22 protein-coding genes are annotated in these 25018 nt (G+C 75.7%); 10 read left to right on the forward strand and 12 right to left on the reverse strand.

Features of this window, described 5'->3' with window-relative positions; genetic code table 11:
• Nucleotides 1–48 precede the first annotated feature (48 nt).
• The 5 genes from GTR02_RS03745 to GTR02_RS03765 form a co-directional block, all read right to left on the reverse strand.
• Nucleotides 49–1077 (reverse strand): ABC transporter ATP-binding protein, encoded by a 1029-nt coding sequence (locus GTR02_RS03745; RefSeq protein WP_166606138.1) that lies wholly within the window; start codon nucleotides 1075–1077, stop codon nucleotides 49–51.
• Nucleotides 1074–2123 carry an ABC transporter ATP-binding protein gene (locus tag GTR02_RS03750; protein ID WP_338073555.1) on the reverse strand — a complete coding sequence of 350 codons (1050 nt, stop codon included), beginning with the start codon at nucleotides 2121–2123 and terminating at the stop codon, nucleotides 1074–1076. The genes GTR02_RS03745 and GTR02_RS03750 overlap by 4 nt, the downstream gene beginning before the upstream one ends.
• Nucleotides 2120–3043, reverse strand: a complete 924-nt coding sequence (locus GTR02_RS03755) for an ABC transporter permease subunit (RefSeq protein WP_166606139.1) — start codon at nucleotides 3041–3043, stop codon at nucleotides 2120–2122. The genes GTR02_RS03750 and GTR02_RS03755 overlap by 4 nt, the downstream gene beginning before the upstream one ends.
• Nucleotides 3040–4044 (reverse strand): ABC transporter permease subunit, encoded by a 1005-nt coding sequence (locus GTR02_RS03760; RefSeq protein WP_166606140.1) that lies wholly within the window; start codon nucleotides 4042–4044, stop codon nucleotides 3040–3042. Before GTR02_RS03760 ends, GTR02_RS03755 begins: the two co-directional genes overlap by 4 nt.
• 61 nt (nucleotides 4045–4105) lie before the next feature.
• Nucleotides 4106–5809, reverse strand: coding sequence for an ABC transporter substrate-binding protein (locus GTR02_RS03765; protein ID WP_166606141.1), 1704 nt, complete (start codon nucleotides 5807–5809; stop codon nucleotides 4106–4108).
• 306 nt (nucleotides 5810–6115) lie between these two features.
• Here GTR02_RS03765 and GTR02_RS03770 point away from each other — a divergent pair, with 306 nt between their 5' ends.
• From GTR02_RS03770 to GTR02_RS03795, 6 genes are read left to right on the forward strand one after another with little or no spacing between them, the layout of a single operon-like run.
• Nucleotides 6116–7738: an APC family permease gene (locus GTR02_RS03770; protein ID WP_166606142.1), complete on the forward strand. Its 1623-nt coding sequence runs from the start codon at nucleotides 6116–6118 to the stop codon at nucleotides 7736–7738.
• The gene (locus GTR02_RS03775; RefSeq protein ID WP_338073556.1) at nucleotides 7735–8589 is read left to right on the forward strand and encodes an urea amidolyase associated protein UAAP1; all 855 of its coding nucleotides are present in this window, start codon (nucleotides 7735–7737) and stop codon (nucleotides 8587–8589) included. The genes GTR02_RS03770 and GTR02_RS03775 overlap by 4 nt, the downstream gene beginning before the upstream one ends.
• Nucleotides 8586–9287 carry an urea amidolyase associated protein UAAP2 gene (locus tag GTR02_RS03780; RefSeq protein ID WP_166606143.1) on the forward strand — a complete coding sequence of 234 codons (702 nt, stop codon included), beginning with the start codon at nucleotides 8586–8588 and terminating at the stop codon, nucleotides 9285–9287. Before GTR02_RS03775 ends, GTR02_RS03780 begins: the two co-directional genes overlap by 4 nt.
• A complete protein-coding gene (gene uca, locus GTR02_RS03785) occupies nucleotides 9284–12934 on the forward strand; it encodes an urea carboxylase (protein WP_166606144.1) in 3651 nt (1216 codons plus the stop codon). Before GTR02_RS03780 ends, uca begins: the two co-directional genes overlap by 4 nt.
• Nucleotides 12931–14613: an allophanate hydrolase gene (locus GTR02_RS03790; RefSeq protein WP_166606145.1), complete on the forward strand. Its 1683-nt coding sequence runs from the start codon at nucleotides 12931–12933 to the stop codon at nucleotides 14611–14613. The genes uca and GTR02_RS03790 overlap by 4 nt, the downstream gene beginning before the upstream one ends.
• The gene (locus tag GTR02_RS03795) at nucleotides 14610–15308 is read left to right on the forward strand and encodes a TetR family transcriptional regulator (RefSeq protein ID WP_205708580.1); all 699 of its coding nucleotides are present in this window, start codon (nucleotides 14610–14612) and stop codon (nucleotides 15306–15308) included. The genes GTR02_RS03790 and GTR02_RS03795 overlap by 4 nt, the downstream gene beginning before the upstream one ends.
• Nucleotides 15309–15832: 524 nt before the next feature.
• Here GTR02_RS03795 and GTR02_RS03800 read toward each other — a convergent pair.
• On the reverse strand, nucleotides 15833–16708 hold the full coding sequence (locus tag GTR02_RS03800; protein WP_166606146.1) for an LLM class F420-dependent oxidoreductase: 876 nt from the start codon (nucleotides 16706–16708) through the stop codon (nucleotides 15833–15835).
• A 23-nt stretch (nucleotides 16709–16731) separates the two neighbouring features.
• On the reverse strand, nucleotides 16732–17574 hold the full coding sequence (locus GTR02_RS03805; protein ID WP_166606147.1) for a helix-turn-helix domain-containing protein: 843 nt from the start codon (nucleotides 17572–17574) through the stop codon (nucleotides 16732–16734).
• Nucleotides 17575–17675: 101 nt separating this feature from the next.
• On the opposite strand from GTR02_RS03805, the gene GTR02_RS03810 reads away from it, so the two are divergent.
• Complete coding sequence (locus GTR02_RS03810; protein ID WP_166606148.1) at nucleotides 17676–18455, forward strand: SDR family NAD(P)-dependent oxidoreductase; 780 nt, start codon at nucleotides 17676–17678, stop codon at nucleotides 18453–18455.
• A 3-nt stretch (nucleotides 18456–18458) separates the two neighbouring features.
• Here the strand turns inward: GTR02_RS03810 and GTR02_RS03815 are convergent, their stop codons facing one another.
• Nucleotides 18459–19634: an acyl-CoA dehydrogenase family protein gene (locus tag GTR02_RS03815; protein ID WP_166606149.1), complete on the reverse strand. Its 1176-nt coding sequence runs from the start codon at nucleotides 19632–19634 to the stop codon at nucleotides 18459–18461.
• 72 nt (nucleotides 19635–19706) lie between these two features.
• Between GTR02_RS03815 and GTR02_RS03820 the strand changes: the two genes are divergently transcribed.
• The 3 genes from GTR02_RS03820 to GTR02_RS03830 are packed head-to-tail and all read left to right on the forward strand — an operon-like array spanning nucleotide 19707 to nucleotide 21312.
• On the forward strand, nucleotides 19707–20444 hold the full coding sequence (locus GTR02_RS03820) for a QsdR family transcriptional regulator (protein ID WP_240895015.1): 738 nt from the start codon (nucleotides 19707–19709) through the stop codon (nucleotides 20442–20444).
• Entirely contained in the window at nucleotides 20441–20875 is a 435-nt protein-coding gene (locus GTR02_RS03825; RefSeq protein WP_166606150.1) for a thioesterase family protein, read from the forward strand. The genes GTR02_RS03820 and GTR02_RS03825 overlap by 4 nt, the downstream gene beginning before the upstream one ends.
• Before the next feature lie 47 nt (nucleotides 20876–20922).
• A complete protein-coding gene (locus GTR02_RS03830) occupies nucleotides 20923–21312 on the forward strand; it encodes a hypothetical protein (RefSeq protein WP_166606151.1) in 390 nt (129 codons plus the stop codon).
• Nucleotides 21313–21323: 11 nt separating this feature from the next.
• On the opposite strand, the gene GTR02_RS03835 is transcribed toward GTR02_RS03830, so the two are convergent.
• The 4 genes from GTR02_RS03835 to GTR02_RS03850 all read right to left on the reverse strand — a co-directional run bounded on the left by GTR02_RS03835 (nucleotide 21324) and on the right by GTR02_RS03850 (nucleotide 24967).
• Nucleotides 21324–22199: a DUF3626 domain-containing protein gene (locus GTR02_RS03835; RefSeq protein ID WP_338073557.1), complete on the reverse strand. Its 876-nt coding sequence runs from the start codon at nucleotides 22197–22199 to the stop codon at nucleotides 21324–21326.
• Between the two features lie 8 nt (nucleotides 22200–22207).
• The gene (locus tag GTR02_RS03840; RefSeq protein ID WP_166606152.1) at nucleotides 22208–22852 is read right to left on the reverse strand and encodes a hypothetical protein; all 645 of its coding nucleotides are present in this window, start codon (nucleotides 22850–22852) and stop codon (nucleotides 22208–22210) included.
• A complete protein-coding gene (locus tag GTR02_RS03845) occupies nucleotides 22849–24096 on the reverse strand; it encodes an MFS transporter (protein ID WP_166606153.1) in 1248 nt (415 codons plus the stop codon). Before GTR02_RS03845 ends, GTR02_RS03840 begins: the two co-directional genes overlap by 4 nt.
• A gap of 223 nt (nucleotides 24097–24319) precedes the next feature.
• Nucleotides 24320–24967, reverse strand: coding sequence for a TetR family transcriptional regulator (locus GTR02_RS03850; protein ID WP_205708581.1), 648 nt, complete (start codon nucleotides 24965–24967; stop codon nucleotides 24320–24322).
• Between the last annotated feature and the right edge of the window lie 51 nt (nucleotides 24968–25018).

Below are 25018 nucleotides of genomic sequence, written 5' to 3' on the forward strand. Positions count from 1 at the left end.
GTGGGGGGCGGCGGTGGGGGCACCGGCGCAGGCCCCCCACCTGCGGCGTCACGCTGCGTCAGCGCGACCGATCGTCCCGGCCTCGATCTCCTCGGCCCAGTGGCACGCCACGCGCTGCTCGGCCGCGTGGCCGGCGACCACGCGCAGGGCGGGGCGCTCGTCGGCGCAGCGCGTCGGCTGCACCCACGGGCACCGGGTGCGGAAGCGGCAGCCCGAGGGCGGGTCCGCCGGGCTCGGCAGGTCGCCCCGCAGGAGGATGCGCTCGCGGGACGCCTCGACGTCCGGGTCCGGCACGGGCGCGGCGGACAGCAGCGCGCGCGTGTAGGGGTGCAGCGGGCGCGCGTAGAGCGGGGCCGAGGGTCCCTCCTCGACGATGCCGCCCAGGTACATCACCCCGACCGTGGTGGACATGTGCTTGACCACGGCCAGGTCGTGGGCGATGACGAGGTAGGTCAGGCCCAGGTCGGCCTGGAGCTCCTGCAGCAGCACGAGGACCTGCGCCTGCACGGACACGTCCAGCGCCGAGACGGGCTCGTCGGCCACGAGCAGGTCGGGGTCGAGCACGAGCGCCCGCGCGATCCCGACGCGCTGGCGCTGCCCGCCCGAGAACTCGTGCGGGTACTTCGCCCCCGCGCCCGACGGCAGGCCGACGCGGTCGAGCAGCCCGCGCACGCGGGTCCGCCACGCCGCCGGCCCGCCCTCGACGCCGTGCACGCGCAGCGGCTCGACCAGCGCGCTCTCGACGCTCTGCCGCGGGTCCAGGCTCGCGAGCGGGTCCTGGAAGACCATCTGCATCTGCCGCCGGGCGCGGCGCAGCGTCTCGGGGCCCATGGCGCGCACGTCCTCGCCCGCGATGCGGATCGAGCCGCCCGTGGGCTCGGTCAGGCGCAGCACGGCCCGACCCAGCGTGGACTTGCCGCAGCCGGACTCGCCCACGAGGCCGTAGGTGGTGCCGCGCTCGACGTCGAGGTCGACGCCGTCGACGGCCCGCACCGCGCCGATGCCCCGCTTGAGCAGGCCCGAGCGGATCGGGTAGTGCACCTCCAGGCCGCGGACCTGCAGCAGGGGGTCGCTCATGTCGTCGCTCCAGCGGGGTGCACGCAGCGTGCCTCGTGGTCGGGGTGCCCCGGCCGCCCGGCGTGCCGGGCGCGGTCGGCGTCGGTGGGGGCGAGGAGGATGCCCCCGGTGCGGCACGCGTCGTCCCCGCGGCCGCAGCGGGGCAGGAACGCGCAGCCGGCGTCCCACTCCAGGCGGTCCCGGACGGAGCCCGGCACGGGCTGCAGCGGCGACCCCTCGGGGGCGTCGACGCGCGGGACGGCCGCGAGCAGGCCCGAGGTGTAGCGGTGCCGGGGCCGCGCGAAGAGGTCGTGCCGGCTCGCGGACTCCACCACCCGCCCCGCGTACAGGACGTTGACGCGGTCGCACGTGCCCGCCACGACGCCGAGGTCGTGGGTGATGAGGACCATCGCGGTCCCCGACTCGCGCACGAGCGTCGTGAGCAGGTCCAGCACCTGGGCCTGGATGGTGACGTCCAGGGCCGTCGTGGGCTCGTCGGCGATGATCAGCCGGGGGCTGCACGCGAGCGCCACCGCGATGAGCACGCGCTGGCGCATCCCGCCCGAGAGCTGGTGCGGGTACTCCCCCAGCCGCCGGCGGGGGTCGGGGATGCCGACGCGGCCCAGCAGGTCGAGCGCCTCGGCCCGCCGGGCGGCCCGGTCGAGGTCGGTGTGCGCCTTGAGCACCTCGGTGAGCTGGCGCCCCAGCGTCAGGACGGGGTTCAGCGAGGTCATCGGGTCCTGGAAGACCATCGCCAGGTCCTTGCCGCGCCGGGCGGCGAGCCGGCCGGGCGACAGCGTCAGCAGGTCGGTGCCGTCGAAGCGCACCGCGCCGCTGACCTGCGTGCCGCGCTCGGGCAGCAGGCCCATGACGGCCAGGGACGTGACGGACTTCCCGCACCCGGACTCGCCCACGAGGCCGACGACCTCGCCCGCGTCGACGCTGAACGACACGCCGTCGACGGCCGTGGTCGGGGGCTGCCCGCGCCGGGAGAACCGCACGCGCAGGTCCTCCACCTCCAGCAGGGGCCGCCGCGCGGCGGCCGTCTCGGGCAGGGGCTGGCTCACCGGTCGCTCCGGGGGTCGAGGGCCTCGCGCAGCGCCTCGCCGAGCAGGGTGAACCCCAGCGCGGTGACGGCGATGGCGAGGCCGGGGTACAGGGCGAGCTGGGGGGCCTGCTCGAGGCGGTCCTGGGCCGTGACGAGCATCCGTCCCCACTCCGCGACCGCGGGGTCCGCGGCGCCGAGCCCCAGGAAGGACAGGGCCGCGACCTCGATGACGGCCGTGGCGAGCACCAGGGTCGCCTGCACCAGGACGGGGCCCAGGGAGTTGGGCAGCATGTGCCCGACGACGATGCGGCGGTGCCGCAGGCCGAGCGAGCGGAGCGCGACCACGTAGTCCTGCCCCCGCTGCGCCAAGAGCGAGGCGCGCAGCAGGCGCGCGAAGATCGGCACCTGGGCCGCGGAGATCGCCAGCATGATCGACCACTGCCCCCGCCCGAGCACCGCGGCCACGCTGACCGCGAGCAGCAGCGACGGGATCGACAGCAGGATGTCGACCACGCGCATGACGACGGTGTCGACCCACCCGCCGAGGCCGCCCGCGAGGATGCCGAGGACCGCGCCGACGGCGAGGCCGACGGCCGTGGACACGACGCCGATGACCAGCGACGAGCGGGCGCCGTAGAGCAGCTGCGTGAGCAGGTCGGAGCCGAAGGAGTCCAGGCCCAGGAGGTGCTCGGGGCTCGGCCCCGGCACCGACGTCGGGGTGACCTCGCCGAACCACTCACCGGTCGCCGGCTCGTACGGCGCGAGCAGCGGGGCGAGCACCGCCACGAGGACGAACAGCGCGACGATGACCGCCCCGACGATGCCGGAGGGGTTGCGGCGCAACCGCCGCCAGGCCGCGGCCCACGGCCCGAGGCCGGCCTCGCCGGTGGGTTCCGCCGTCGGTGCGGGCGGGGGCGCGAGGGCGTCGAGGGCGCTCACGAGACCCGCACCCGGGGGTCGATGAGGCCGTAGCTGACGTCGACCAGCAGGTTGACGAGGGCGTAGACGAGGGCGATGAACAGGATGAACCCCTGGAGGACCGGGTAGTCGAGCTGGTTGACGGCGTCGAACAGGTAGCTGCCGATGCCGTTGATCGAGAAGACCGTCTCGGTGAGGACGGCGCCCGAGAGCAGCGCGCCGGCCTGCAGCCCGAGCGTCGTGGACACCGGCAGCAGCGCGTTGCGCAGGACGTGGCGGCGGCTGATGACGCCGCGCGCCAGCCCCTTCGCCCGGGCGGTGCGGACGTGGTCGTCGGAGAGCACCTCGAGCACCGAGGCGCGGGTGATCCGCACGATGATGGCCAGCGGGATCGAGCCGAGCGCCAGGGCCGGGAGCACCAGGTGCAGCAGCGCGTCCCACGACGCGTCCCATTCCCGGGTCAGCAGCCCGTCCAGCACGTAGAACCCCGTGACGTGCGTGGCGTCGATGCGGGCGTCCTGGCGGCCCGAGGTCGGGAACCAGCCGAGCCAGATCGACAGCACGTACTTCAGCAGCACGGCGAGGAAGAACACGGGCACGACGACGCCGAGCAGCGACCCGCCGACGGCGAGGTTGTCGAGCAGGCCGCCGCGGCGGCGCGCCGCGAGGTAGCCCAGCGGGATCCCGACGACCACGGCCAGCAGCAGCGCCGCGACCGACAGCTCGATGGTCGCGGGGAAGCGCTGCGCGAACGTCGACAGCACGGGTTCGCCCGTGTTGATCGACGCGCCGAAGTCGCCGCGCACGAGCCGGCCGAGGTAGGTGAGGTACTGCTCCCACACCGGCCGGTCGAAGCCGTACCGGGCCGTGATCTCGGCGATGCCCGCCGGGGTCGCCTTCTCCCCCAGCAGCGCCCGCGCCGGGTCGCCCGGCAGGGCGCGCACCCACGCGAAGAGCAGGATCGACAACCCGAAGAGCACCAGCACCAGGAGACCCAGGCGCCGGACGATCAGCGTCAGCACCCTCGCGCCCGGCGGTCCCCGGGTCGGCGCGACGGCAGCGGCCGTCGTCCGGCGCCCCCCATCAGCTGTCTCGGCTGACGGTGACGAGGTTCCAGACCTCGTCCTGCACCGGGCTCGCGGTGTAGCCGTCGACGCCGGGCGCGAACGCGAGCGAGGGCACCGGGCTGGCGATCGGGATGCCCGGCAGCAGCGTCATGATCTGCTCGTTGATGTCCTCGTACGCGGTCTGCTGGGCGTCCTCGCTCGTCACCGTGCGCGCCTTGGCGAGGGCGTCGAACAGGCCCGCGTCGTTGAAGCCCCACTCGTTCGTCTGCGCACCGAAGAACACGCCGATGAAGTTGTCGGGGTCGTTGTAGTCGCCGGTCCAGCCGAGCAGGTGGACGCCGTGGTCGGCGCCGCCCTGCACGGTGCCCAGGTAGTTGGGGTTCCACTGCTCCGCCACGGGGGTGATGGTGATCCCCACGGCCGTGAGCTGGCTGGAGATCGCCTTGTAGATCGTCTCCGGGTTGGGCATGTAGGGCCGGGAGACGCCCGTCGGGTAGTTGAACTTCACGGTCAGGTTCGGCTGCCCCGCCTCGGCCAGCAGCGTCTTCGCCTGGTCCGGGTCGTAGGCGTAGGTCGTGACGTCCGGGTTGTAGCCGATGACGTTGTCGGGCATGAACTGCGTCGCGGCCTTCGTGCCCTCGGGCAGGGAGTTCCTGACGACGGCGTCCTTGTCGATCGCGTGCGCGATCGCCTGGCGCACCTTGACGTCGCCCAGGCCCGGCGCGGCCTGGTTGATGCCGAGGTACAGGATGTTGAAGGCCGGGCGGTTCTGGATCTGGAAGTCGGCGCCCTCGAGCGTGGCGACGTCCGCGGGGGCCACGAGGTCGTAGCCGTCGATGTCGCCGTTCTGCAGCGCCTGCCGCCGCGCGGTGCCGTCGGAGATGAACCGGACGATCGCGGTGGCGACCTTGGCCTTCTCACCCCAGTAGGTGTCGTTGCGCTTGAGGGTCAGCTGCTGACCGCGCTCCCACGCGCTGAAGACGAACGGCCCGGTGCCGACGGGGCCCGAGGTCGCGTAGGCGCTCTGCCGGGGGTCGCTGCCGTCGGTGCCGTTGCCGCCGCCGGCCTCCACGGCCGCGGTCTCCTGCATCGCGAAGGCGGGCAGGGTCAGCGAGGCGAGGAAGCCCGCGAAGGGCGTGGTGAGGTTGACGGTCACGGTGCCGTCGGGGTTGGCCGTGGAGCCCGCGTACAGGCTCGTCGTCAGCGCGGGGTCGTCGTTGGTCTTGAACCCGCGGAAGATCGAGCGGTAGTAGTAGGCGAGGTCCTCGCCCTGGGCCAGGCCCCGGAGGTCGTACCAGCGCTCGAAGTTCGCGACGACGGCCGCGGCGTCGAACGGCTTGCCGTTGGAGAACGTCACGCCCTCCTGCAGCGTGAACGTGTAGCTGAGGCCGTCCTCGGACGCCTCCCACTTCGTCGCCAGGCCCGGCGCGAGCTCGGTGGTGCCGGGCTCGGTCGAGACCAGGCCCTCGAAGATCTGCCGGCTCACGCGGAAGGTCTCGCCGTCGGAGGCGAAGGTGGGGTCGAGGGAGTCGGGGTCGGCGGAGCCGCCGAACACGAACGTGTCGACCTGGCTGCCGCCGCTGCTGCTGCTCTCCCCGCCCCGGCTCGCGTCGCGCTCGCTCTCGGCGCACGCGCTCGCGGTGGCCAGCGCCGCGACCGACAGGGACGCGAGGGTGAACGTGCGGCGGGTGGGTCGGGTCGTCTGCGTCGACTCGGGCATCGGCGTCCTCGTTCCAGCTCTGCGGGGGTCCTGCGCTGCGCGGGAGGCGCACAGCGAACAGGACGTTAGGGGATGCGGCGGTGCATCCCAAGACCGCCGCGCCGGGACCCGCGGTCACGTCCACCCCCGCCGGGTGGTCCGAAGGCCCACCCGGCGCGACCTGCGGTGCGCAGAGTGCCCGGCCGGCCGCCGCGGCAACGAAGGTTTCACGGCGGGGAAACACGCACGCAACACCGGACTCCCGAGGATGGCTCCATACCTGTCGCCCGACAGGTATGCGGCGCCACCCGACCGGAGGCAGCCCCCATGACCGTTCCCGTCCCGCGTCCCGCCCCGCCGGCCCCGCCGGTCCGCGGGGACCACCACGACCTCGCGACGTTCGGCTACGACCAGCAGCTGCGGCGCGGCGTCGGGTCGTTCGCGTCGTTCGCCGCGGGGTTCTCCTTCGTCTCCATCCTCACGACCGTCTTCCAGCTGTTCGGCCTCGGCTTCAGCTTCGGCGGCGCCGGCTTCTTCTGGACCTGGCCCGCGGTCTTCGTCGGTCAGCTCCTGGTGGCCCTGTGCTTCGCCGAGCTGGCGGCCCGCTACCCCATCTCGGGCGCGATCTTCCAGTGGTCCTCGCGCCTGGCGGGCACCGACGTCGGGTGGTTCACGGGCTGGGTCATGGTCATCGGTCAGGTCCTCACGGTGGCGACGGCCGCGATCGCGCTGCAGGCCGTGCTGCCCGCCATCTGGTCCGGGTTCCAGCTCGTCGGGGGCCCGGGCGCCGACTCCGCGCCCACGAGCCCCACGGGCGCCCGCAACGCCGTCCTGCTGGGGGTGGGGCTGCTCGTCGTGACGACCGTGATCAGCATCATCGGCGTGCGCCTCATGGCGATGCTCACGAGCGTCGGCGTCGTCATCGAGATCCTCGGCGTGATCGCCCTCGTCGTGGCGCTCGCCACGCACGCCGAGCGCAGCCCGGCCGTCGTCGCGACCACCGAGGGCGCGGCCCCCGGCAGCTACCTCCCGCTGTGGCTGGCGTCCTCGCTCATGGCGGCCTACGTCATGGTCGGCTTCGACTCCGCCGGGGAGCTGTCGGAGGAGACGCACGCCCCGCGCCGCACGACGCCCCGCACGATCCTGCGGGCCCTGACCCTCTCCGGCCTGGGCGGCCTGCTCCTCATCGTGGCGGGCCTCGTCGCCGCGCCCAGCCTCACCGACGGCACGCTGGCCAGCGGCGGCCTCGCCGGGGTCCTCACGAGCCGGCTGGGCGACGTGGGCGGCCGCATCCTGCTGGCCGCCGTGGCCGTCGCGGTCTTCGCGTGCACGCTCGCGGTCCAGACGTCCGGGTCGCGGATGGTGTTCTCCATGGCCCGCGAGCGGGCGCTGCCCTTCTCGAGCGTCCTCGGCGCGGTCTCGGCGCGCACCGGCACCCCGGTGGCCACGTCGGTCGTCGTGGGCGTCGGCGCCGCGATCGCCCTGGCCGTGAACTGGAACCAGAGCGCGGTGTTCACCGCCCTGGCCAGCATCTGCATCGCGATGCTGTACCTCGCCTACCTCGGCGTGACCCTCCCGCTGCTCGTGGCGCGCGTGCGGCAGCACCGCGCACCGCAGCCGGGCCGCGACGACGTCGGCTTCGACGCCGCACGCACCGACGAGGACGGCCGGCCGCTGTTCTCGCTGGGCCGCGCGGGCATCGCCGTCAACGCCGTCGCCGTGGTGTTCCAGGCCGCCATGGTCGTGAACCTGGCCTGGCCGCGCGCCGGGGTGTACGACCTGACGGGCGGCACGTGGTGGCTGCAGTGGAGCGCGCTGCTGTTCATCGGCACGTCCCTGGCCGTCGGCGCCCTCGTCCACCGGCGCAACCGGGTCCGCCACGGCGGCGCCATCGTCCTCGGGGCCGTGCCCGTCGCCGCGGCCCGGCCCGCGGAGGTGGGCGCCCCGTGAGCCCGGCTCCCACCACCGGCCGGGACACCGCCAGCGTGCTCGCGGCCCGCGCCGACGCCCGGGCCCAGGAGGGCCTGCGCTCGGAGTGGATGCCGCACGTCCCGGCGCGCGAGACCCCGCACCCGCCGGCGGGGGTGGACCCCGCGAGGCTGACCTGGGCCGAGACCGTCGCCCCCGGGGGCTACACGCACAAGGTCCTGGCGCGCGGGACCCGGCTGCGGCTGGAGGACGTCACGGGCGACGCGTGCGCGCACGTCCTGGTGTTCTCCGCCCTCGAGCCGTGGGAGCGGCTGAACGTCGCGGACACGCAGAAGATCCCGTGGCAGGCCTACCTCGGCGCGGGGCACCCGCTGCTGTCCGGGGAGGGCCGGGTGCTCGCGACCGTCGTCGCCGACACCTCCGGGCACCACGACGCGTTCTGCGGCACGTCCTCGGACGCGTGGGTCCGGGCCCGGCACGGCGACCCGTCGCCGCAGGGCCCGACGCCGTCCGGGCGTTCGCTGCTGACGCTCGCGGCCGCCAAGCACGGGCTCGGGCCCCGGGACCTGGCGCCCAGCGTCTCGTTCTTCCAGGGCGTGCGCGTCGAGGCCGACGGCGGGTTCCGCTGGCTCGGCTCCGCCGGGCCGGGCGCGAGCGTGGACCTGCTGGCGGAGCTGCCGCTCGTCGTGCTCGTCGCGAACGTCCCGCACCCGCTGGACCCGCGGCCGGAGTACGTCGTCGGGCCGCTGCGCGTGCACGCCTGGCGCGAGCGGCCCACCTCCCCCGCCGACCAGCGGTTCTCCGCCTCGCCGGAGCTGCGGCGGGCGTACCTGAACACCCTCGACCACGCGGAAGCCCGGGGCCTCGCATGAGCAGCACCACCAGCACGACCACGACCACCGGCACCAGCCGCCTCGACTGGGGTTCCCCCCTCGTGGCCGGCGACGTCGTCCTCGACGAGCGCGTCGCACCGCGCGCCCCCTGGTCGGCCGTCGTCGCGGCGGGCGACGTCCTCACCATCGTCGACGTGGGCGGCAACCAGTCCGCGGACTGCCTCGTCTTCGCGGCGCACGACACCTCCGAGCGCTACAGCGTCCCCGACACGCTGGCCTGGCAGGGCAACGCCTACGTCCGGCAGGGCACCGTGCTGCGCAGCGGTCTCGGCAACCCGCTGATGACGGTGGTGGGCAACGAGGTCGAGCGCCAGGACACCATCGGCGGCGCGTGCGGGAAGGAGTCCAACACCCTGCGCTACGGCCACCACACGGCGTTCCAGCACGGCTGCCGGGAGAACTTCCTGGCCGAGGCCGCGCGGCACGGCCTGGGGGCGCGCGACCTGGTGTCCAACCTCAACTGGTTCATGAACGTGCCCGTCGAGGCCGACGGTTCCCTCGGCATCGTCGACGGCATCTCCGGGCCCGGCAAGCGGGTCGCGGTGCGCGCGGAGATCGACGTGCTGGTGGTCGTGTCGAACTGCCCGCAGGTCAACAACCCCTGCAACGCGTTCGACCCTTCACCGCTGCGGATGCTCGTCACCCGGCCGCGCCCGTCCGGGGAGGAGGTCGCGTGACCGGTGCCGCCTTCGACACCCTCCTGGTCGCCAACCGCGGCGAGATCGCCCGGCGCGTGCTGCGCTCGGCGCGCGAGCTGGGCCTGCGCACCGTCGCGGTGTTCTCCGACGCCGACCGCGCCGCCCCGCACGTGCGCGAGGCCGACACCGCGGTGCGCCTCGGCCCCGCGCCGGCCCGCGACTCCTACCTGCGGGCCGACGCGGTCCTCGAGGCCGCGCTCGCCACGGGCGCCGGCGCCGTCCACCCCGGGTACGGGTTCCTCTCCGAGAACGTCGGTTTCGCGACCGCCGTCGAGGCCGCGGGGCTGGCCTTCGTCGGGCCGACCCCCGCTCAGATCAGCGCGTTCGGCAGCAAGCACACCGCGCGGGAGCTGGCCGGCCGCGCGGGCGTGCCGATGCTCGCCGGCACGGGGCTGCTCGACTCGGCCGACGCGGCCGTCGAGGCGGCCGCGGCGATCGGGTGGCCCGTCATGCTCAAGGCCACGGGCGGGGGTGGCGGGATCGGGATGCAGGCGTGCGCGGGCGAGCGCGAGCTGCGCGAGGCCTACGACCGCGTGGTGCGGCAGGCGGCCGCCAGCTTCTCCTCCGCGGGGGTGTTCCTCGAGCGCCTCGTGCGCCCCGCCCGCCACGTCGAGGTGCAGGTGCTCGGTGACGGGCTCGGCGGGATCGCCGTCATCGGCGACCGGGACTGCTCGCTGCAGCGGCGCAACCAGAAGGTGGTCGAGGAGGCCCCCGCCCCCGCGCTGCCCGCGGCCGTGCGCCGCGAGATCGCGGCGACGGCGCACGACCTCATGGCCTCGGTGCGCTACCGCTCCGCGGGCACCGTCGAGTTCGTCTACGACCCGGTGTGGGAGGAGGCCGCGTTCCTCGAGGTGAACACGCGCCTGCAGGTCGAGCACCCCGTGACCGAACTGGCCTACGACGTCGACCTCGTCGCGGCCATGCTGCGCCTGGCGCGCGACGGCGCCGACGGCGTCGCGGACCTCCTGGGCCGGACCTGGCGGGCGGGTTCGCACGCCGTCGAGGCCCGCGTCTACGCCGAGGACCCGGCGCGCGGCTGCAGCCCCAGCTCCGGGCTCGTGACCCGCGCGGAGTTCCCCGGCGAGGGCACACCGGCCCTGGCCGGCGTCCGCGTCGACGGCTGGATCGAGACGGGGCTGGAGGTCTCCGCGGCCTACGACCCGCTGCTGGTCAAGGTGATCGCCACGGCCCCCACCCGCGACGGCGCGCTCGACCTGCTGGACGAGGCGCTCGCGGCGAGCCGGGTGGACGGGATCGTCACCAACCTCGGCCTGCTGCGCGCCGTCGCGGCCGACCTGCCGCTGCGCTCGGCCACGCACTCCACCTCGACGCTCGACGTCACGGCCGACCCCGACCCGCGCATCGACGTCCTCGAGGCCGGCGCGATGACCACGGTGCAGGACCTGCCGGGGCGCACCGGGTACTGGCACGTGGGCGTGCCCCCGTCGGGGCCGATGGACCCCGTCTCGCTGCGCGAGGCCAACCTCGCCGTCGGCAACCCCGAGGGGGCGCCGGGGCTGGAGGTCACCGCGACGGGCCCGACGCTGCGCTTCTCCACCGCCACGGTCGTCTGCGTCACGGGGGCCGCGGCCCCCGTCACGATCGACGGCGCGGACGTGCCGATGTGGGAACCCCTCGAGGTCCCCGCGGGCGGGGAGCTGGCCGTCGGCACCGCGCCCGGCCCCGGCCTGCGCCTCGCGGTCGCGGTGCGCGGCGGCCTCGACGTCCCGCCGTACCTGGGCAGCGCCTCCACCTTCACCCTGGGCCGCTTCGGCGGGCACGGGGGCCGCGCCCTCCAGGTCGGCGACGTCCTGCGGCCGGGGTCCCCCGACTCCGCCGCCCCGCACCCCGCGTTCGCCGCCGGCGCCCAGCTGGGCCGCCTCGGCGGCCCGACGCCGGCCCACCGCCGGCCCCACCTCACGTCGTCGTGGCGGGTCGCCGTGACCGAGGGTCCGCACGCGGCCCCGGAGTTCTTCACGCGCGCCGACCTCGACGTGCTCTACGCCACCGACTACGAGGTCCACCTGAACTCCGCCCGCACCGGCGTCCGGCTCATCGGGCCGCGTCCCGGCTGGGCCCGCGAGGACGGCGGGGAGGCGGGGCTGCACCCGTCCAACATCCACGACACCCCCTACGCCGTCGGGTCGCTCGACTTCACGGGCGACACGCCGATCGTCCTGGGCCCCGACGGCCCCAGCCTCGGGGGCTTCGTCTGCCCCGCGGTCGTGGCGAGCGGCGACCTCTGGAAGCTGGGGCAGCTGCGCCCGGGCGACACCGTGCGGTTCGTGCCCGTGCGCGAGGCCGCCGCGGCCGGGCTCGACGCCCACCGATCGTCGCCGCGGCCCCCCTCGACGGGCGGCGACGGCGACGACGGCGTCCTGGGCCGCACACCGCGCGCGGCCGGGCGCCCGGCCGTGACGTACCGCCGCGACGGCGACGACAACCTCCTCGTCGAGTACGGCGAGCAGGTCCTGGACCTCGGGCTGCGGATGCGCGTGCACGCGCTGCAGGAGGCGCTGGCCGCCGCCGCGCCCGCGGGGATCGTCGACGTGACGCCGGGCATCCGGTCGCTGCAGGTGCACACCGACCCCGGGGTCGTGCGGGCCGGCGCCCTCGTGGGGCTGCTGCGGGAGCTCGAGGAGGACCTGCCGGTGACGGCCGACCTCGTCGTGCCCTCGCGCCGGGTCCGGCTGCCGCTGTCGTGGGACGACCCCGCCACGCGGCTCGCGATCGAGCGCTACGTCGCGGGCGTCCGCGACGACGCCCCGTGGACGCCGTCGAACATCGAGTTCATCCGCCGCATCAACGGTCTGGCGTCCGTGGAGGACGTGCACCGCACGGTCTTCGACGCCTCCTACCTCGTGCTGGGCCTGGGCGACGTGTACCTCGGAGCGCCCGTCGCGACACCGCTGGACCCCCGGCACCGGCTGGTGACGACCAAGTACAACCCCGCGCGGACGTGGACGGCGGAGAACTCCGTGGGCATCGGCGGGGCGTACCTGTGCATCTACGGCATGGAGGGCCCGGGCGGGTACCAGTTCGTCGGGCGCACGACGCAGGTCTGGAACTCCTTCCGCCGCGGCGGGCTGTTCACGGGCGAGCCCTGGGCGCTGCGGAACTTCGACCGCATCGAGTGGTACCCCGTCTCGGCCGGGGAGCTGCTGGAGCTGCGGGCCGAGACCGACGCCGGGCGCGGGCACGTCGAGACCGAGGACGGCACGTTCGCCCTCGCGGAGCACGAGGCGTTCCTCGCCGCGAACGCCGCCTCGATCGCGGCGTTCCGCGGCACGCAGGCCGCGGCGTTCGCGGCGGAGAAGGACCGCTGGCGCGCGTCCGGTGAGTTCGACGTCAAGCCGGAACCGCCGCCACCCGCGGCGGTCGCGCAGGTCGAGCTCCCCGCGGGCGCGACCGCCGTGCGGGCCCCGTTCTCCTCGACGGTGTGGCAGGTCAGCGCCGCCGCGGGTGACCGCGTGGCCAGCGGCGACCGCGTGCTGGCCCTGGAGGCGATGAAGATGGAGACGGCGATGACGGCCCCGGTGTCCGGTGAGGTCCTCGAGGTGTACGTGCGCCCGGGGCAGCCCGTCGCCCCCGGGCAGGTCCTGCTGGCGATCGGGGCGGACGCGTGAACACCGGCTCCGTCGTCGGGCGGGTCCGCGCGGCGTACGCCCGGATCGCCGAGGCGGACCGCCCGGAGGTCTGGATCGCGCTGCGGGCGCAGGAGGACGCCCTGGCCGAGGCGGCGGACGTCGACGCGCGGGTCGCGGCCGGGGCGGCCCTCCCGCTGGCCGGGCTGGTGGCCGCGGTGAAGGACAACGTCGACGTCGCGGGGATGCCGACGACCGCGGGCGCCCCGTCCTACGCCTACGACCCGCCCGCCGACGCGACGGTGGTGGCGCGCCTGCGCGCCGCGGGCGCCGTCGTGCTGGGCAAGACGAACCTCGACCAGTTCGCGACCGGGCTGGTGGGCACCCGCAGCCCCCACGGGGCCGTGCGGAACGCGTGGGCGCCGGACCGGATCTCCGGCGGCTCCAGCTCGGGCTCCGCGGTCGCCGTGGCCCTCGGGCTCGTCGACGTCGCCCTGGGCACGGACACGGCGGGTTCCGGGCGGGTGCCCGCCGCGCTGAACGGGATCGTCGGGGTCAAGCCGACCCGGGGCCTGCTGCCCACCACGGGGGTCGTCCCCGCCTGCCGCAGCCTCGACTGCGTGACGGTGTTCGCCCGGGACCTCGCCCTGGCCCGGCGGACCGTGGAACTCCTGACGGGCGTCGACGGCCTCGACCCGCTGGCCCGTCCCGACACCGGCGGACGGCCCGCGTCGGAGCTCCTGCGCGTCGCCGTCCCGACGCCCGCGCACCTGCAGGACCTGGCGCCCGGGTGGGCCGAGGCGTTCGCGGCCGCGGTGGAGGGGCTGCGCCGCAGCGGCGTCGAGGTCGTCGAGGTCGACATCAGCCCGCTGCTGGAGGCCGCGACGCTGCTCTACGACGGCGCCTTCGTGGCCGAGCGCACGGCCGCGGTGGGCGAGCACCTGGCCGCGCACCCCGAGCTCGTGGGCACCGGCCTCGACCCGGTGGTGGCCCGGATCGTCGCGGGCGGGGCGCGGTTCAGCGCCGTCGACCTGCTGCGCGACACCGAGCGGCTGCAGCGACTGGGCGTCGCGGGGCGCGCGGCCCTGGCCGGCGCGGTGGCGCTGCTCACGCCGACGACGACCGCGCACCCGACGCTCGCCGAGGTCGCGGCCGACCCGGTCGGCGTGAACGCCCGCCTCGGCCGCTACACGAACTTCGCGAACCTCCTCGACCAGTCCTCGCTCGCGGTCCCGTGGGGAACCGTCGACGGGCTGCCGTTCGGCGTCATGCTCACGGGGGCCGCGTTCGACGACCGGCTGCTGGCGGCGCTGGCAGCGCGGCTCGCGGCGCCCACGCTCGACCTCGTCGTGGTGGGCGCGCACCTGACCGGCCAGCCCCTGAACCACCAGCTCGTGGCCGCCGGCGCGACCTTCGGCGAGGCCGTGACCACCGCGCCGCACTACCGCCTCTTCGCCCTGGACACCGTGCCGCCGAAACCCGGTCTGGTGCGCACGCCCGGCGACGGGGCCGCCATCGCCGGGGAGCTGTGGCGGGTGCCCGCGGCGGGGTTCGCGACGTTCGTGACCGCCCTGCCGCACCCCATGGCGGTCGGCGCCGTCGACCTCGACGACGGCCGGAGCGTGACGGGGTTCCTGTGCGAGGCCGCCGCGCTCGTGGGGGCTCGCGACATCACCCGCACCGGCGGCTGGCGGGCGGCACTGGCAGGATCACCCGGGTGAGCAGCGACGACGCCGCCCCGCCCCGCGTGGGCCGCCCCCGGGCCACCCGGGGGATCGTCGCGGCGCAGAGCGGCCGGGAACCGCGGGCGGAGATCCTCGACGCGGCCGCGGCCCTGTTCACGCAGCTCGGCTACGCCGGGACGTCGACGCGCGCCATCGCGGAGCGCGTCGGCATCCGGCAGGCGTCGCTGTACTACCACTTCGCCGGCAAGGACGAGATGCTGCTGGAGCTCCTGGAGATCTCGGTCCGGCCGACCCTGGACCTCGTGACGGCGATCGAGTCCCGAGCGCCACGACCCGAGGTCGCGCTGCACGCGCTCGTCACGGTGGACGTCGCGACGCTGCTGCGCGCGCCCCACAACATCGGCAGCCTCTACGCCGCCCACGAGGTCCAGCAGCCCGCGTTCGACAGCTTCCGCCGCGACCGCGCGGAACTGCTCGCGGCGTACACCCGCCTCGCCGGCGCGAGCAGCCCGCAGCGCCCGGCGCCGCAGCTGCTGGGGGCGCTGTGCCTGCAGGTCGTCGAACTCGTCATCCCGCTGCGCCGCGACGGCACCCCCGGCCCCGCGGTGGCCGACGACCTCGCCGCCGCGTGCCTGCGGGTCGTGGGCCTGCCCGCGGCCGTCGTGGACGCGGCGGTCGCCGACGGCCACGCCCTGGTCGCGGCCCTGTCCCCCGTGACCACCCGGAGCTGAGAGGGCCTGCCTCAGCCCAGGTCGCCAGGTGGGGGCGGCCGGCTCGTCGTCCGAGGTGGTCGTAGGCGACGTCCTCCTCGTGGCGACCGTGGACCTCGACGTCGGTGGCGTCGACGTCGATCGTCACCACGCGTCGAACCGGGTCAGAACGGCGGCGGGCCGTGCTCGGTCGCCGGTGCGGGCGGGTCTGGCTGACGCCCCCCCTGCGGCGGCGGGCGTCGGCGGCCGTGGTCTCGCAGACGTACGGGGTCTCCTACCGGTGGTGTGCCCGGCACAGGGGTTGCCGGTTGTCCGCGGTGCTCGGGCCGTCCGGCCAGGCGATGGTCGAGGTCGAGGTCGAGGTCGAGGTCGGGGTCTGCGGCGAGGTCGCGAGCGACGGGGGCGGGCACCGGACCGAGGTCGGCGACCCACCCGTCGTGCCCGTCGAAGCCCGCGAGGGTGCTCGCGTCGACGGTGTGACCTCGGCAACGCAGCCCGTTGCAGCGCAACGTCGCTGAGGGAGCGCAGCCCCTCCCGGACCTCGATCAGAGATCGCGGACCCGCGGCAGGACCTCGGTGCCGACGCGGGTGACCCACGCGGCGGGGTCCGGGTGCCCGAGCGGTGCACCGACCCACAGCGTGCTGACGCCGAGGCCGGCGTAGGCGCGGGCCGCGGCCAGGAAGTCGTCAGTCGCCTCCAGCGGGTCGGGCCCGCCGATGACGGTGGTGGCGATGTCGGCGGGGTCGCGGCCCTCGGTCTCGCAGTGCCCCGCGAGGACCTCGATCTTGTGGCGGATCACGTCGGGCCCCGCGGCGAAGAGGTTGCAGGCGTCGGCGTGGCGCGCGACCAGGCGCAGCGTCTTCCTCTCGCCCATGCCGCCGATGAGGATGGGCGGGTGCGGGCGCCGCAGGACCTGCGGGGAGTTCAGCGTCTCCGCCAGCGTGGAGAACGTCCCCGCGAAGGGGCCGTCGTCGTCGCTCCACATCTGCTTGACCACGCGCAGCGCCTCGTCGAGACGCTCGAACCGCTCGGCGACGGGCGGGAACGGCACCCCCAGACCGAGGTGCTCCCGCTCGTACCAGGCCGCGCCGATGCCCAGCAGCGCGCGGCCGCCGGACAGCACGTCGAGCGTCGTCACCGTCTTCGCGAGCAGGCCGGGGTGGCGGTAGGTGACGCCCGTGACGAGCAGCCCGAGCTGCAGGTGCTCGGTCTGGCCGGCCAGGAAACCCAGGGCCGTGTAGCCCTCGAGCATCGGGTCGGTGGCCGGCGCCCTGTCCTGCATCTGGAAGAAGTGGTCCATCAGCGTGAGCGTCGAGAAGCCGGTGGTGTCGGCCGCGCGGGCGGTCGCCGCCAGCGTGGGGGCGATGCGGGCGGGGTCGCCCGCGCCGGTGAAGTCGCTGACGTGCAGGGCGAGGTCCATGGGGTTTCCGTTCCGGAGGAGGGTCAGCGGGTCGGGACGTCCGCGTCCCAGCTGGCCAGCAGGCCGAGCACGCGGGCGGTGGGCGAGTCGGTGGGCGTGGTGTAGACGATGAGGTGCTGGTCCGGGTCGTGCGGCGGGACGACGATCTCGATGTCGAACGACAGCGGCCCCGCCGTGGGGTGCTGGATCTGCTTGGCCACGGACGTGTAGTCCCGCACGGTGTGGTCGTCCCACCAGCGCGCGGCGTCCTCGTCGCCCGCGCGGAGCTCCTCGATCAGGGCGCTCAGCGTGGCGTCGTGCGGGCGGCGCGCCGCCTCCCGGCGCAGGGACGCGACGGTGGTCGCGGCGAAGTCGGCCCAGTTGACGATCCGCTCGCGCGCCGTCGGGTCGAAGAACAGGTAGCGGACCAGGGACGAACCCGGTGCCAGCGGCCGCCCCAGCACCGAGCTCAGCAACCCGTTGCGGGCCAGCACCTCCCCGCGGCGCCCGAGCAGCAGCGCGGGCCGGTGGTCGAGGTTCCCGACCAGGCGCAGCAGCCCGGGGTCGGGGCGCTGCCCCCGGTCGGGGACCGTGCGGCGGCGCGGGGTGGGGGCGGCCAGGTCGCGCAGGTGGGCGGACTCGACGGCGTCCAGGCGCAGCGCGCGGGAGAGCGCGTCCAGCACCTCGAGGGAGACGTTGGCCTGCCGGCCCTGCTCCAGGCGGCTGTAGTAGTCGGGGCTCACGCCCGCGAGCAGCGACAGCTCCTCGCGCCGGAGCCCCGGGACCCGGCGCGGCCCGGGGAACGCCTCCAGGCCCGCCTGCGCCGGGGTCAGCCGGTCGCGGCGGGAACGCAGGAACGCTCCGAGAGCGGCGCGGTCGCGGGGCAATCCCCCACGCTAGGCGGCAGCGGCTCCGCCTGCCTGGTCCTGCCGGAACCAGGTTCGGCGCGACCTGGTGCCCCCGGTGCCGGGTCCGTAGAACGGTCCACATGACCACCACCACCAGCACCACGCCCCAGCTCGCCGGTCGCACCGCCCTCGTCACCGGCTCCACCAGCGGCATCGGCGCGGCGATCGCCCGCACGCTCGGCGAGGCCGGCGCCCACGTCATCGTCAGCGGCCGCGACGCCGCCCGCGCCGCGGCGGTCGTGGAGGAGATCGAGGCGGCGGGCGGTCGCGCCGACGCCGTCGTCGTCGACCTCGCCGGCTCCTACGCCGACCTCCGCGCCTTCGCCGCGCGGGTCACCGGCCTCGTGGGCGGAACCCTCGACGTCCTGGTCAACAACGCCGGCCTCTACCCCGTCTCCGCGACGGAGGACCTGCCCGACGCCGACCTCGACGCCATGCTCGCGGTGAACGTCCGGGCGCCGCACGTCCTCGTGGGCGCCCTCGCGCCGGCCATGGCCGCCCGCGGCAGCGGGGCCGTCGTGACCATCGGGTCGTGGATGGCGGGCGTCGGCTCACCGTTCGGCGCGATGTACACCGCGACCAAGGCGGCCGACGCGCAGCTGACCCGCAGCTGGGCCGCGGAGTACGGACCCCGGGGCGTGCGGTTCACGACCGTCGCCCCCGGCGTCACCCTCACGCCGGGCAACGCCGCGCACCGCGCGGTCCTGGACGCCATGACCGCGACGACCCCGGCCGGGGTCGTCGTGCAGCCCGAGGACATCGCCGCGGCGGTCCTCTACCTGGTCTCCGACGCGGCCCGCCTCGTCCACGGGATCACGCTCCCTGTGGACGGCGGGATCTCGACGACGCGGCTGGGCTGAGCGTCAGGCGAACGCGGCGAACCCCGTGATGGCGCGGCCGACGATGAGGGTGTTCATCTCCCGCGTGCCCTCGTAGGAGTAGATGGCCTCGGCGTCGGCGAAGAACCGCGCGACGCCGTGCTCCAGGACGATCCCGTTGCCGCCCAGCACCTCGCGGCACCAGCCGACGGTCTCGCGCATGCGGGCCGTGGTGTACGCCTTGGCCAGCGCCGAGTGCGCGTCGTGCTGGCGGCCCTGGTCGAGCAGCTTGGAGACCTGCAGGCAGATCGCGATGCTGGCGGTGATGTTGCCCAGGCTGCGCACCAGGAGGTCCTGGACGAGCTGCCGGCTCGCGATCGGCTTGCCGAACTGCTCGCGCTGCTTGGCGTAGGCGAGGGCCGCCTCGTAGGCGCCGATCGCGACGCCGACGGCCTGCCAGGCCACCTCGGCGCGGGTCAGGCGCAGCACGGTGGCCGTGTCGCGGAAGGAGTTCGCGTTCTGCAGCCGGCGGGATTCCGGGACCTCGACGTCGGTCAGGACGATGTCGGCGTTCTGCACGGTGCGCAGCGCGACCTTGTCCTCGATCTTCGTCGCGACGAACCCGGGGGTCTCCCTGGTGACGAGGAACCCCTTCACCTGGCCGTCGCCCGTGTCCTTGGCCCAGACGACCACGACGTCGGCGAAGGTGGCGTTGCCGATCCAGCGCTTGGCGCCGTTGAGCACCCAGGTGTCCCCGCGCCGCTCGGCCGTGGTGCGCAGGCCGCGGGCGGAGTCGGACCCGGAGAACGGCTCGGTGAGCCCGAACGCGCCGATGATCTCGCCGCGCGCGAGCGGCGGCAGCCACTCCGCGCGCTGCGCGGCCGAGCCGGTCTCGGCGATGGACCCCATCGCCAGGCCGTTCTGCACGCCGACGAACGTGGCGATGGACGCGTCGACGCGGCCCATCTCCATGGCCGTCCAGCCGCGGTAGACGGCGGTGTTCTCGAAGTGGCGCGTCTCGGGCCACGGGGCGCCGAGCAGGCCCAGCTCCGCGAGGGGCTTGACGACCTCCATCGGGAACTCCGCGCGCGACCAGCAGGCGTCGGCGATGGGCCGCACGGACGTTTCCAGGTACTCGCGCAGGGCGAGCACGGCCTCCTGCTCGGGGGCGCTCAGCGCCTCCTGGAAGAAGTAGAAGTCGCTCTCGAGGAGGTTCGGCATCTGAGCTCCATCGCTGGTCCGACGATCCGGGAGGCGCCCGCCTCCCGCGCCCAGTGTGCAACACTTCTGCGGATGTTGCACACACCCTCCGTCGCGGCGCTGCCGATCGGCCGTCGCGGCGTCGCGATGGTGCCGACCCCGCTGTCCCAGCGGCTGGCCGCGGCCGGGACCTCCGGCGAGGTCGTGCACGCGTTCCGCCGGGCGCGGGCCGCGTTCATCGCCGGCGAGCGGCTCGACATGACGGCGCTCGCGGCGCAGATGGGCGTGGACCGGACCTCGCTGTTCCGCTGGGTCGGCAACCGCGACGCGCTGCTCTCGGAGGTCCTCTGGTCGCTGGCCGAACCGACGCTGGACCGCATCGACGCGACCGAGCGCAGCACGGGCCCCGACCGCGTCGTCGCGGTGCTCACCCGGTTCACCGACAGCCTCATCCAGGCGCCGTACTTCCGGCAGTTCCTGCGGGGTGAACCGGTGCGGGCGCTCAAGCTGCTGACGACCGCGGCCAGCGAGGTGCAGCGCCGCTTCGTGGCGACCGTGGAGTCGATGCTGCTCGACGAGGAGGCGGCCGGTCTGGCCCTGGCGCTGCCCGCGCACGACCTCGCCTACCTGCTGGTGCGCGTCGCGGAGTCCTTCACCTTCGCGGACCTCATCGCGGGCGAGCGCCCCGACACCGACCGGGCCGCAGCGGCTCTCGCCCACGTCATGCGCACCGACGTGCCGGCCGCCTCCCGCGCACCGGCCACGCCCCGCGTCCCGGTGCCCGACCCCCGCCCAACGACCACGACCACGACCACGACGGGGGACCCGTGACCGACGACCGCTACCCCTACCGCCGCCCGTTCCCGACGCGCTGGAACGACGACGACGTGTTCGGGCACGTCAACAACACCGTCTACTACGCCGCCATGGACACGACCGTGACGTCGTGGCTGCTCACCGAGGCCGGCGTGCGCCTCGTGGACGGCGACACGATCGCGGTCGTGCGGGCGTCGTCCTGCGAGTACGAGGCCTCCGTCAGCTACCCCGACGTCCTCGACGTCGGCCTGCGCGCCGGCCGGATCGGCACCACGAGCGTCACGTGGGAGTTCGGCCTGCGCCGGGCGGGCGCGGACGCGCTCGTCGCCCGGGGCCGGTTCGTGCACGTCTTCCTCGACCGCGCGACGCGCCGGCCCGTCCCGGTCCCCGCGGACCTCCGCACCCGCGTCGAGGCGAGCCTGGTCGTCACCGCCGCCGCGCTGTGACCAAGCCCCCCTCGCCATCTCGGCCGCCGTGTCCGCACACTGGACCCGTGCAGCTAGGGGCCACCGCCGCCGAATCCGTGACGATCCGGGGCAGAGACGTCCTCCTGACCGCCGACGGGCGCACCGAGGTCTACGACCTCGACTACGTGCGCATGCTCCTGCCGTACCTCACCGGGGAACGGAACCTGCCCGCGATGCGGCTGGCGCACTTCCGTCCCGGCATGAAGCCGTGGATCAGCCTCAGCGTCCTGGACGACGACGGCCACGAGCCGAACCTGTCGGGCGTGGCCATCTACTCCGGCCTGGGCACGCACCGGGAGATGGGGCTGCACCTGAGCAGCTCCGAGGCGTGGCGCCTGGCGGACATGCTGCAGCCCCCCTGCTCCGCCTGGCACTCGGGCGGCCCTCACGACGAGGACCACGCGGCGGAGGACTGAGCCGCCGACCGTCACGGCCGCGGTGACGGCCCGCCGCACCTCCCCGCCGGCGCAGCGCCGACGGCCGGCCGGCCGAAGCGCGCCACGCAGTGCCACACCCGCTTGAGGACCTGCTCGTCCTCCGCCCCGGCCCGGACGGCGGCGCCCACCACGCGCGCGGTCAGCACGCCGTCGGGCACGATCCGGGCGGCCGCGGCGACGACGTCCGCCCCGCGGTACCCGGGGTGCGCCGCGACGGCGTCGACCGACGTGGCGAACCCCGGGTGCCACTCGACCGGCACGCCGAGCAGGGCCGCGTCCCGCTCGACGTCGGTGCCGCGGTGGGACGGGTCGAGCACGAGGGCCTCGACGTCGCGGCCGAACCGGACGCCGCCGTGCACGTGGGCCTCGACGTAGTCGTCGAGCAGGTCGCGCTCGTCGGCGTCCGCGAGGTCGACCACCCCCGCGCGGGACCGGGTCCCGACGTCGACGGGTTCGAAGACGCTGTCGGGGTAGCAGAACGTGGTGCGGCGCAGCGCCTCCGCGCTGAGCCGCAGGTGGGCGGACCCGAAGCGCGGCGAGCCGCCGCCACCCCGCTGCCGGTGGTTCAGCGCACCGTAGACCGGGCGCTCGGCCGGGAGCGCCTCGTCGTAGGCCCCGCCGAACAGCCGCGACTCCCAGCGCCACCGGTCACCGCCCGGGTGCGCCGTCAGGCCGCCGTTGCCGGTGCCCGTCTCGAACTGCGACCGGTAGCGGCCGTCCGCGGCCATCGCCACCAGGACCGGCGCCCCGCGGACGAGGCGGTCGGGGTGGAAGTGCAGGGTCACGCGCCACGACGGGTGCAGCGGCCCACCCCGCGCCCGGGCGGCGACGTGCGCGAGCGCCCGGGCGGCCGCGGACGACGGCACGGTCGGCCTCAGCGCTCGCCCCGGACGAGGCGGCGCAGCGGCTCGGCGGCCGCGAGCGCGGCCACGACCGCCGGGTCGGCGTCGCGCGCGAGCACGGCCACCACGTCGTCCGGCAGGTCGGGGTCGGCCGCGAGGTACCAGCGGGCGACGGGGGTCCCGTCGCGCGCGGTGCGCCGGGCCTGCGCCGCAGGGCGGGGCGCAGCCACGTCCGCCGCCGGCGCCGGCCCGGCCGGGGAGGTCAGGTCGAGCTGCACCAGGGCGGGCGCCAGGCGGCTGCCGACCCACTCCTGCCGGGCGAGCCGGAGCAGGACGGTGGCGTGCCCGCCGGACCACCGGCGCCCGTCGCCGTCGGGGGCGAAGCCGCCCTCCCCGGCGTCCAGGAGCGCGCGCAACCCCGTCGCGGCGCGGGCCACGGGGTGGTCCCACCCCGAGAGGAGGACGGACGCGGTGGGCGGGTGGTCGACGGACTCCACGGCCCACGACGGGTCGGCCGCGCACGTCCACGTCCCGCCCGCCGCGGCCGGGCGCCACCCGGCGTCGCGCAGCGCGGCCGCCATGCCGTCGGCGTCGGTCAGGAGGTCGCCCCGGACGGCGGCCGCGAGCAGGAGGAGGACCCCGTCGGGGACGGCCGCGTCCGCGGAGGGGCCCGTCATCGCCGCCCGGCCCGTCGCGCCACCCCACCAGTCTGGCCGAGGACGCGCGAGGCCGCCGCAGCGACCACGGCCAGCGCGGCACCCGCCGCGGTCGAGAGCAGGAACCCCGCCGCGCCGCCGTGGGCGTCGACGGCCAGGCCCGCGAGGGCGCTCGCCGCCGCGCTGCCGCCCGCGCCGGCGGAGTTGAGCCACGTCAGCGCCTGCGTGAGCGAGCGCGGCGGCACCGACGCCTCGGCGAGCACGGTGCTCAGCACGAGGACGGGCGGCACCACCGCCCCGGCGACGATCCCCGCGGCCGCGACCAGCGGGAGCGAGGAGACGGCACCCGCCGCGGTGCTCGCCGCGGTGCTGGCGAGGGCCAGCACCAGCCCGAGCAGCACGAGCCGGCGGGGCGCCGACGACCGCCACCGCCGCCGGCCGTACGCCCACCCGCCGGCCAGCCCCGCCACGCTCGCCAGGCCGAACAGGACGCCCGCGGCCGCCGGCGCGCCGAGCTGCCGGGCGGCCGCGGTCACCGCCACCTGGTTGGCGCCGAAGTGCGTGCCGATGGCGACGTTGACGAGCACGACGGCCAGGAAGCCGCGACGCAGCAGGCCCCGCCGCTCCCCGGCCTCGGCGCGACCGCGCACGGTGGGTGGGGACGTGCTGCGCTGCAGTGCGAGAGCCGTCCCGGCGGCGACGACCAGGGCCGCGGCGACGACCGTGCCGAGGGCCGGGTCCACCGCGGCGGCGAGGACCGCGACCAGGGCGGGGCCGACCAGGTAGGCCAGCGCGTTCACGAGCGACTCCAGCGAGAAGGCCGCGCCGAGCGACCCCGCGAGGCCGCGGCGGCGCAGCAGGGCGGCCCACCGGGCCGTGGACAGGGCGCCCAGCTGCGGGATCGTGGCGCCCGCGAGCGCCGCGAGCGCGACGTGCGGCACGGGGCTCAGCACCAGGCCCGCCACCGCGGCCGCGTGGGCCGTCACGAGGGGCGGCAGGACGCGCGACTGCCCCCAGCGGTCGACGAGGCGGGCGACCTGGGGGCCGAGGAGCGCCTCGGCCACCGCGAAGGCGGCGACGGCGACGCCGGCCTCGGCGTAGGAGCCGGTCCGCTGGCGCGCGAGCAGCAGCAGGCCGAGGCCGCTCATCGCGATCCCGACCCGGCCGGCGCCGGCCGTGCCGAGGAACAGGGCGGCGCCGGGCAGCCGGAGGAGGTCGCGGTAGGTCGCGGGTGGAGACGACGCGGGTGGAGGGGACGACGGCACGGGAGGTCCTCGGTGCTGCCCGGTCGGGCGGACCACACCGGGGTCGTCGGCGTCCGGAGGGAGGTCGACCCGTGGTCCTGCCGAGAACCGTCCAGTGGTGGTGCGGACCGCGGACGCGCGTCCCGCACCGACTCCACCGGGCAGAGTGCTCAGGGTGCTGCTCGGGGTGCGGTTGCTGTCGCGACCCTAGCGGGTGCCCGTCCGGCGAGGGGCGCCGAACGCGTCAGCCGGCCAGCGCGACCTCCACCGCCCGCCGCGCGTCGACCGCGGCGGTGGCGCCGGCGCCCGCCGTGAGGACGACCAGGGTCCCCTCGTACAGCAGGTGGACGTGGGCGCCCAGCCCCGCGTCGCCCGTCAGCACGTCGAAGAGCGCGCGCATCCACGCCTTCTCGGCCCGGACGACCGGGACCGCGGGGTGGTCGGTGCCCCCGAGCTCGGCGTAGGCGTTGACGAACGCGCACCCCCGCCGCTGCCCGCCCATCCAGGCCTCGAGCGCGTCGAACACCAGCAGGACGCGCGTTCCGTCGGGACTCCCCGCCCGGTCCGGGCCGGCGGCCGGGGCGTCGGCGAGCCGGGCCAGCAGGAACTCCCGCCAGCGGTGCGCGCGCCGCAGCAGGTACAGCGCCACGAGGGCGTCCTTGGACCCGAACCGGTCGTACAGGGTCTTCTTCGTGGTGCCGGCCGTGTCGGCGATGAGGTCGACGCCGACGGCGCGCACCCCGCGCTCGTAGAACAGCTCGCTCGCGGCGTCCAGCAGCCGGGCCCCGGCGGCGGTCAGGGGCGGCAGCGGGCGCAGGACGGGGTGCAGGGCGGCGGGAGTCGCCTCGTCGAGGGTCGTGAGCGTCGTCAGGGTCGTCGGGGTCGCCGGCACGGCGCACCTCCTCGGTCGGTGGACTGCGAGTATACCGACCGGTGTGGTTAC

The sequence above is a fragment of the Kineococcus siccus genome (assembly GCF_009906795.1).
GTDB lineage: Bacteria > Actinomycetota > Actinomycetes > Actinomycetales > Kineococcaceae > Kineococcus > Kineococcus siccus.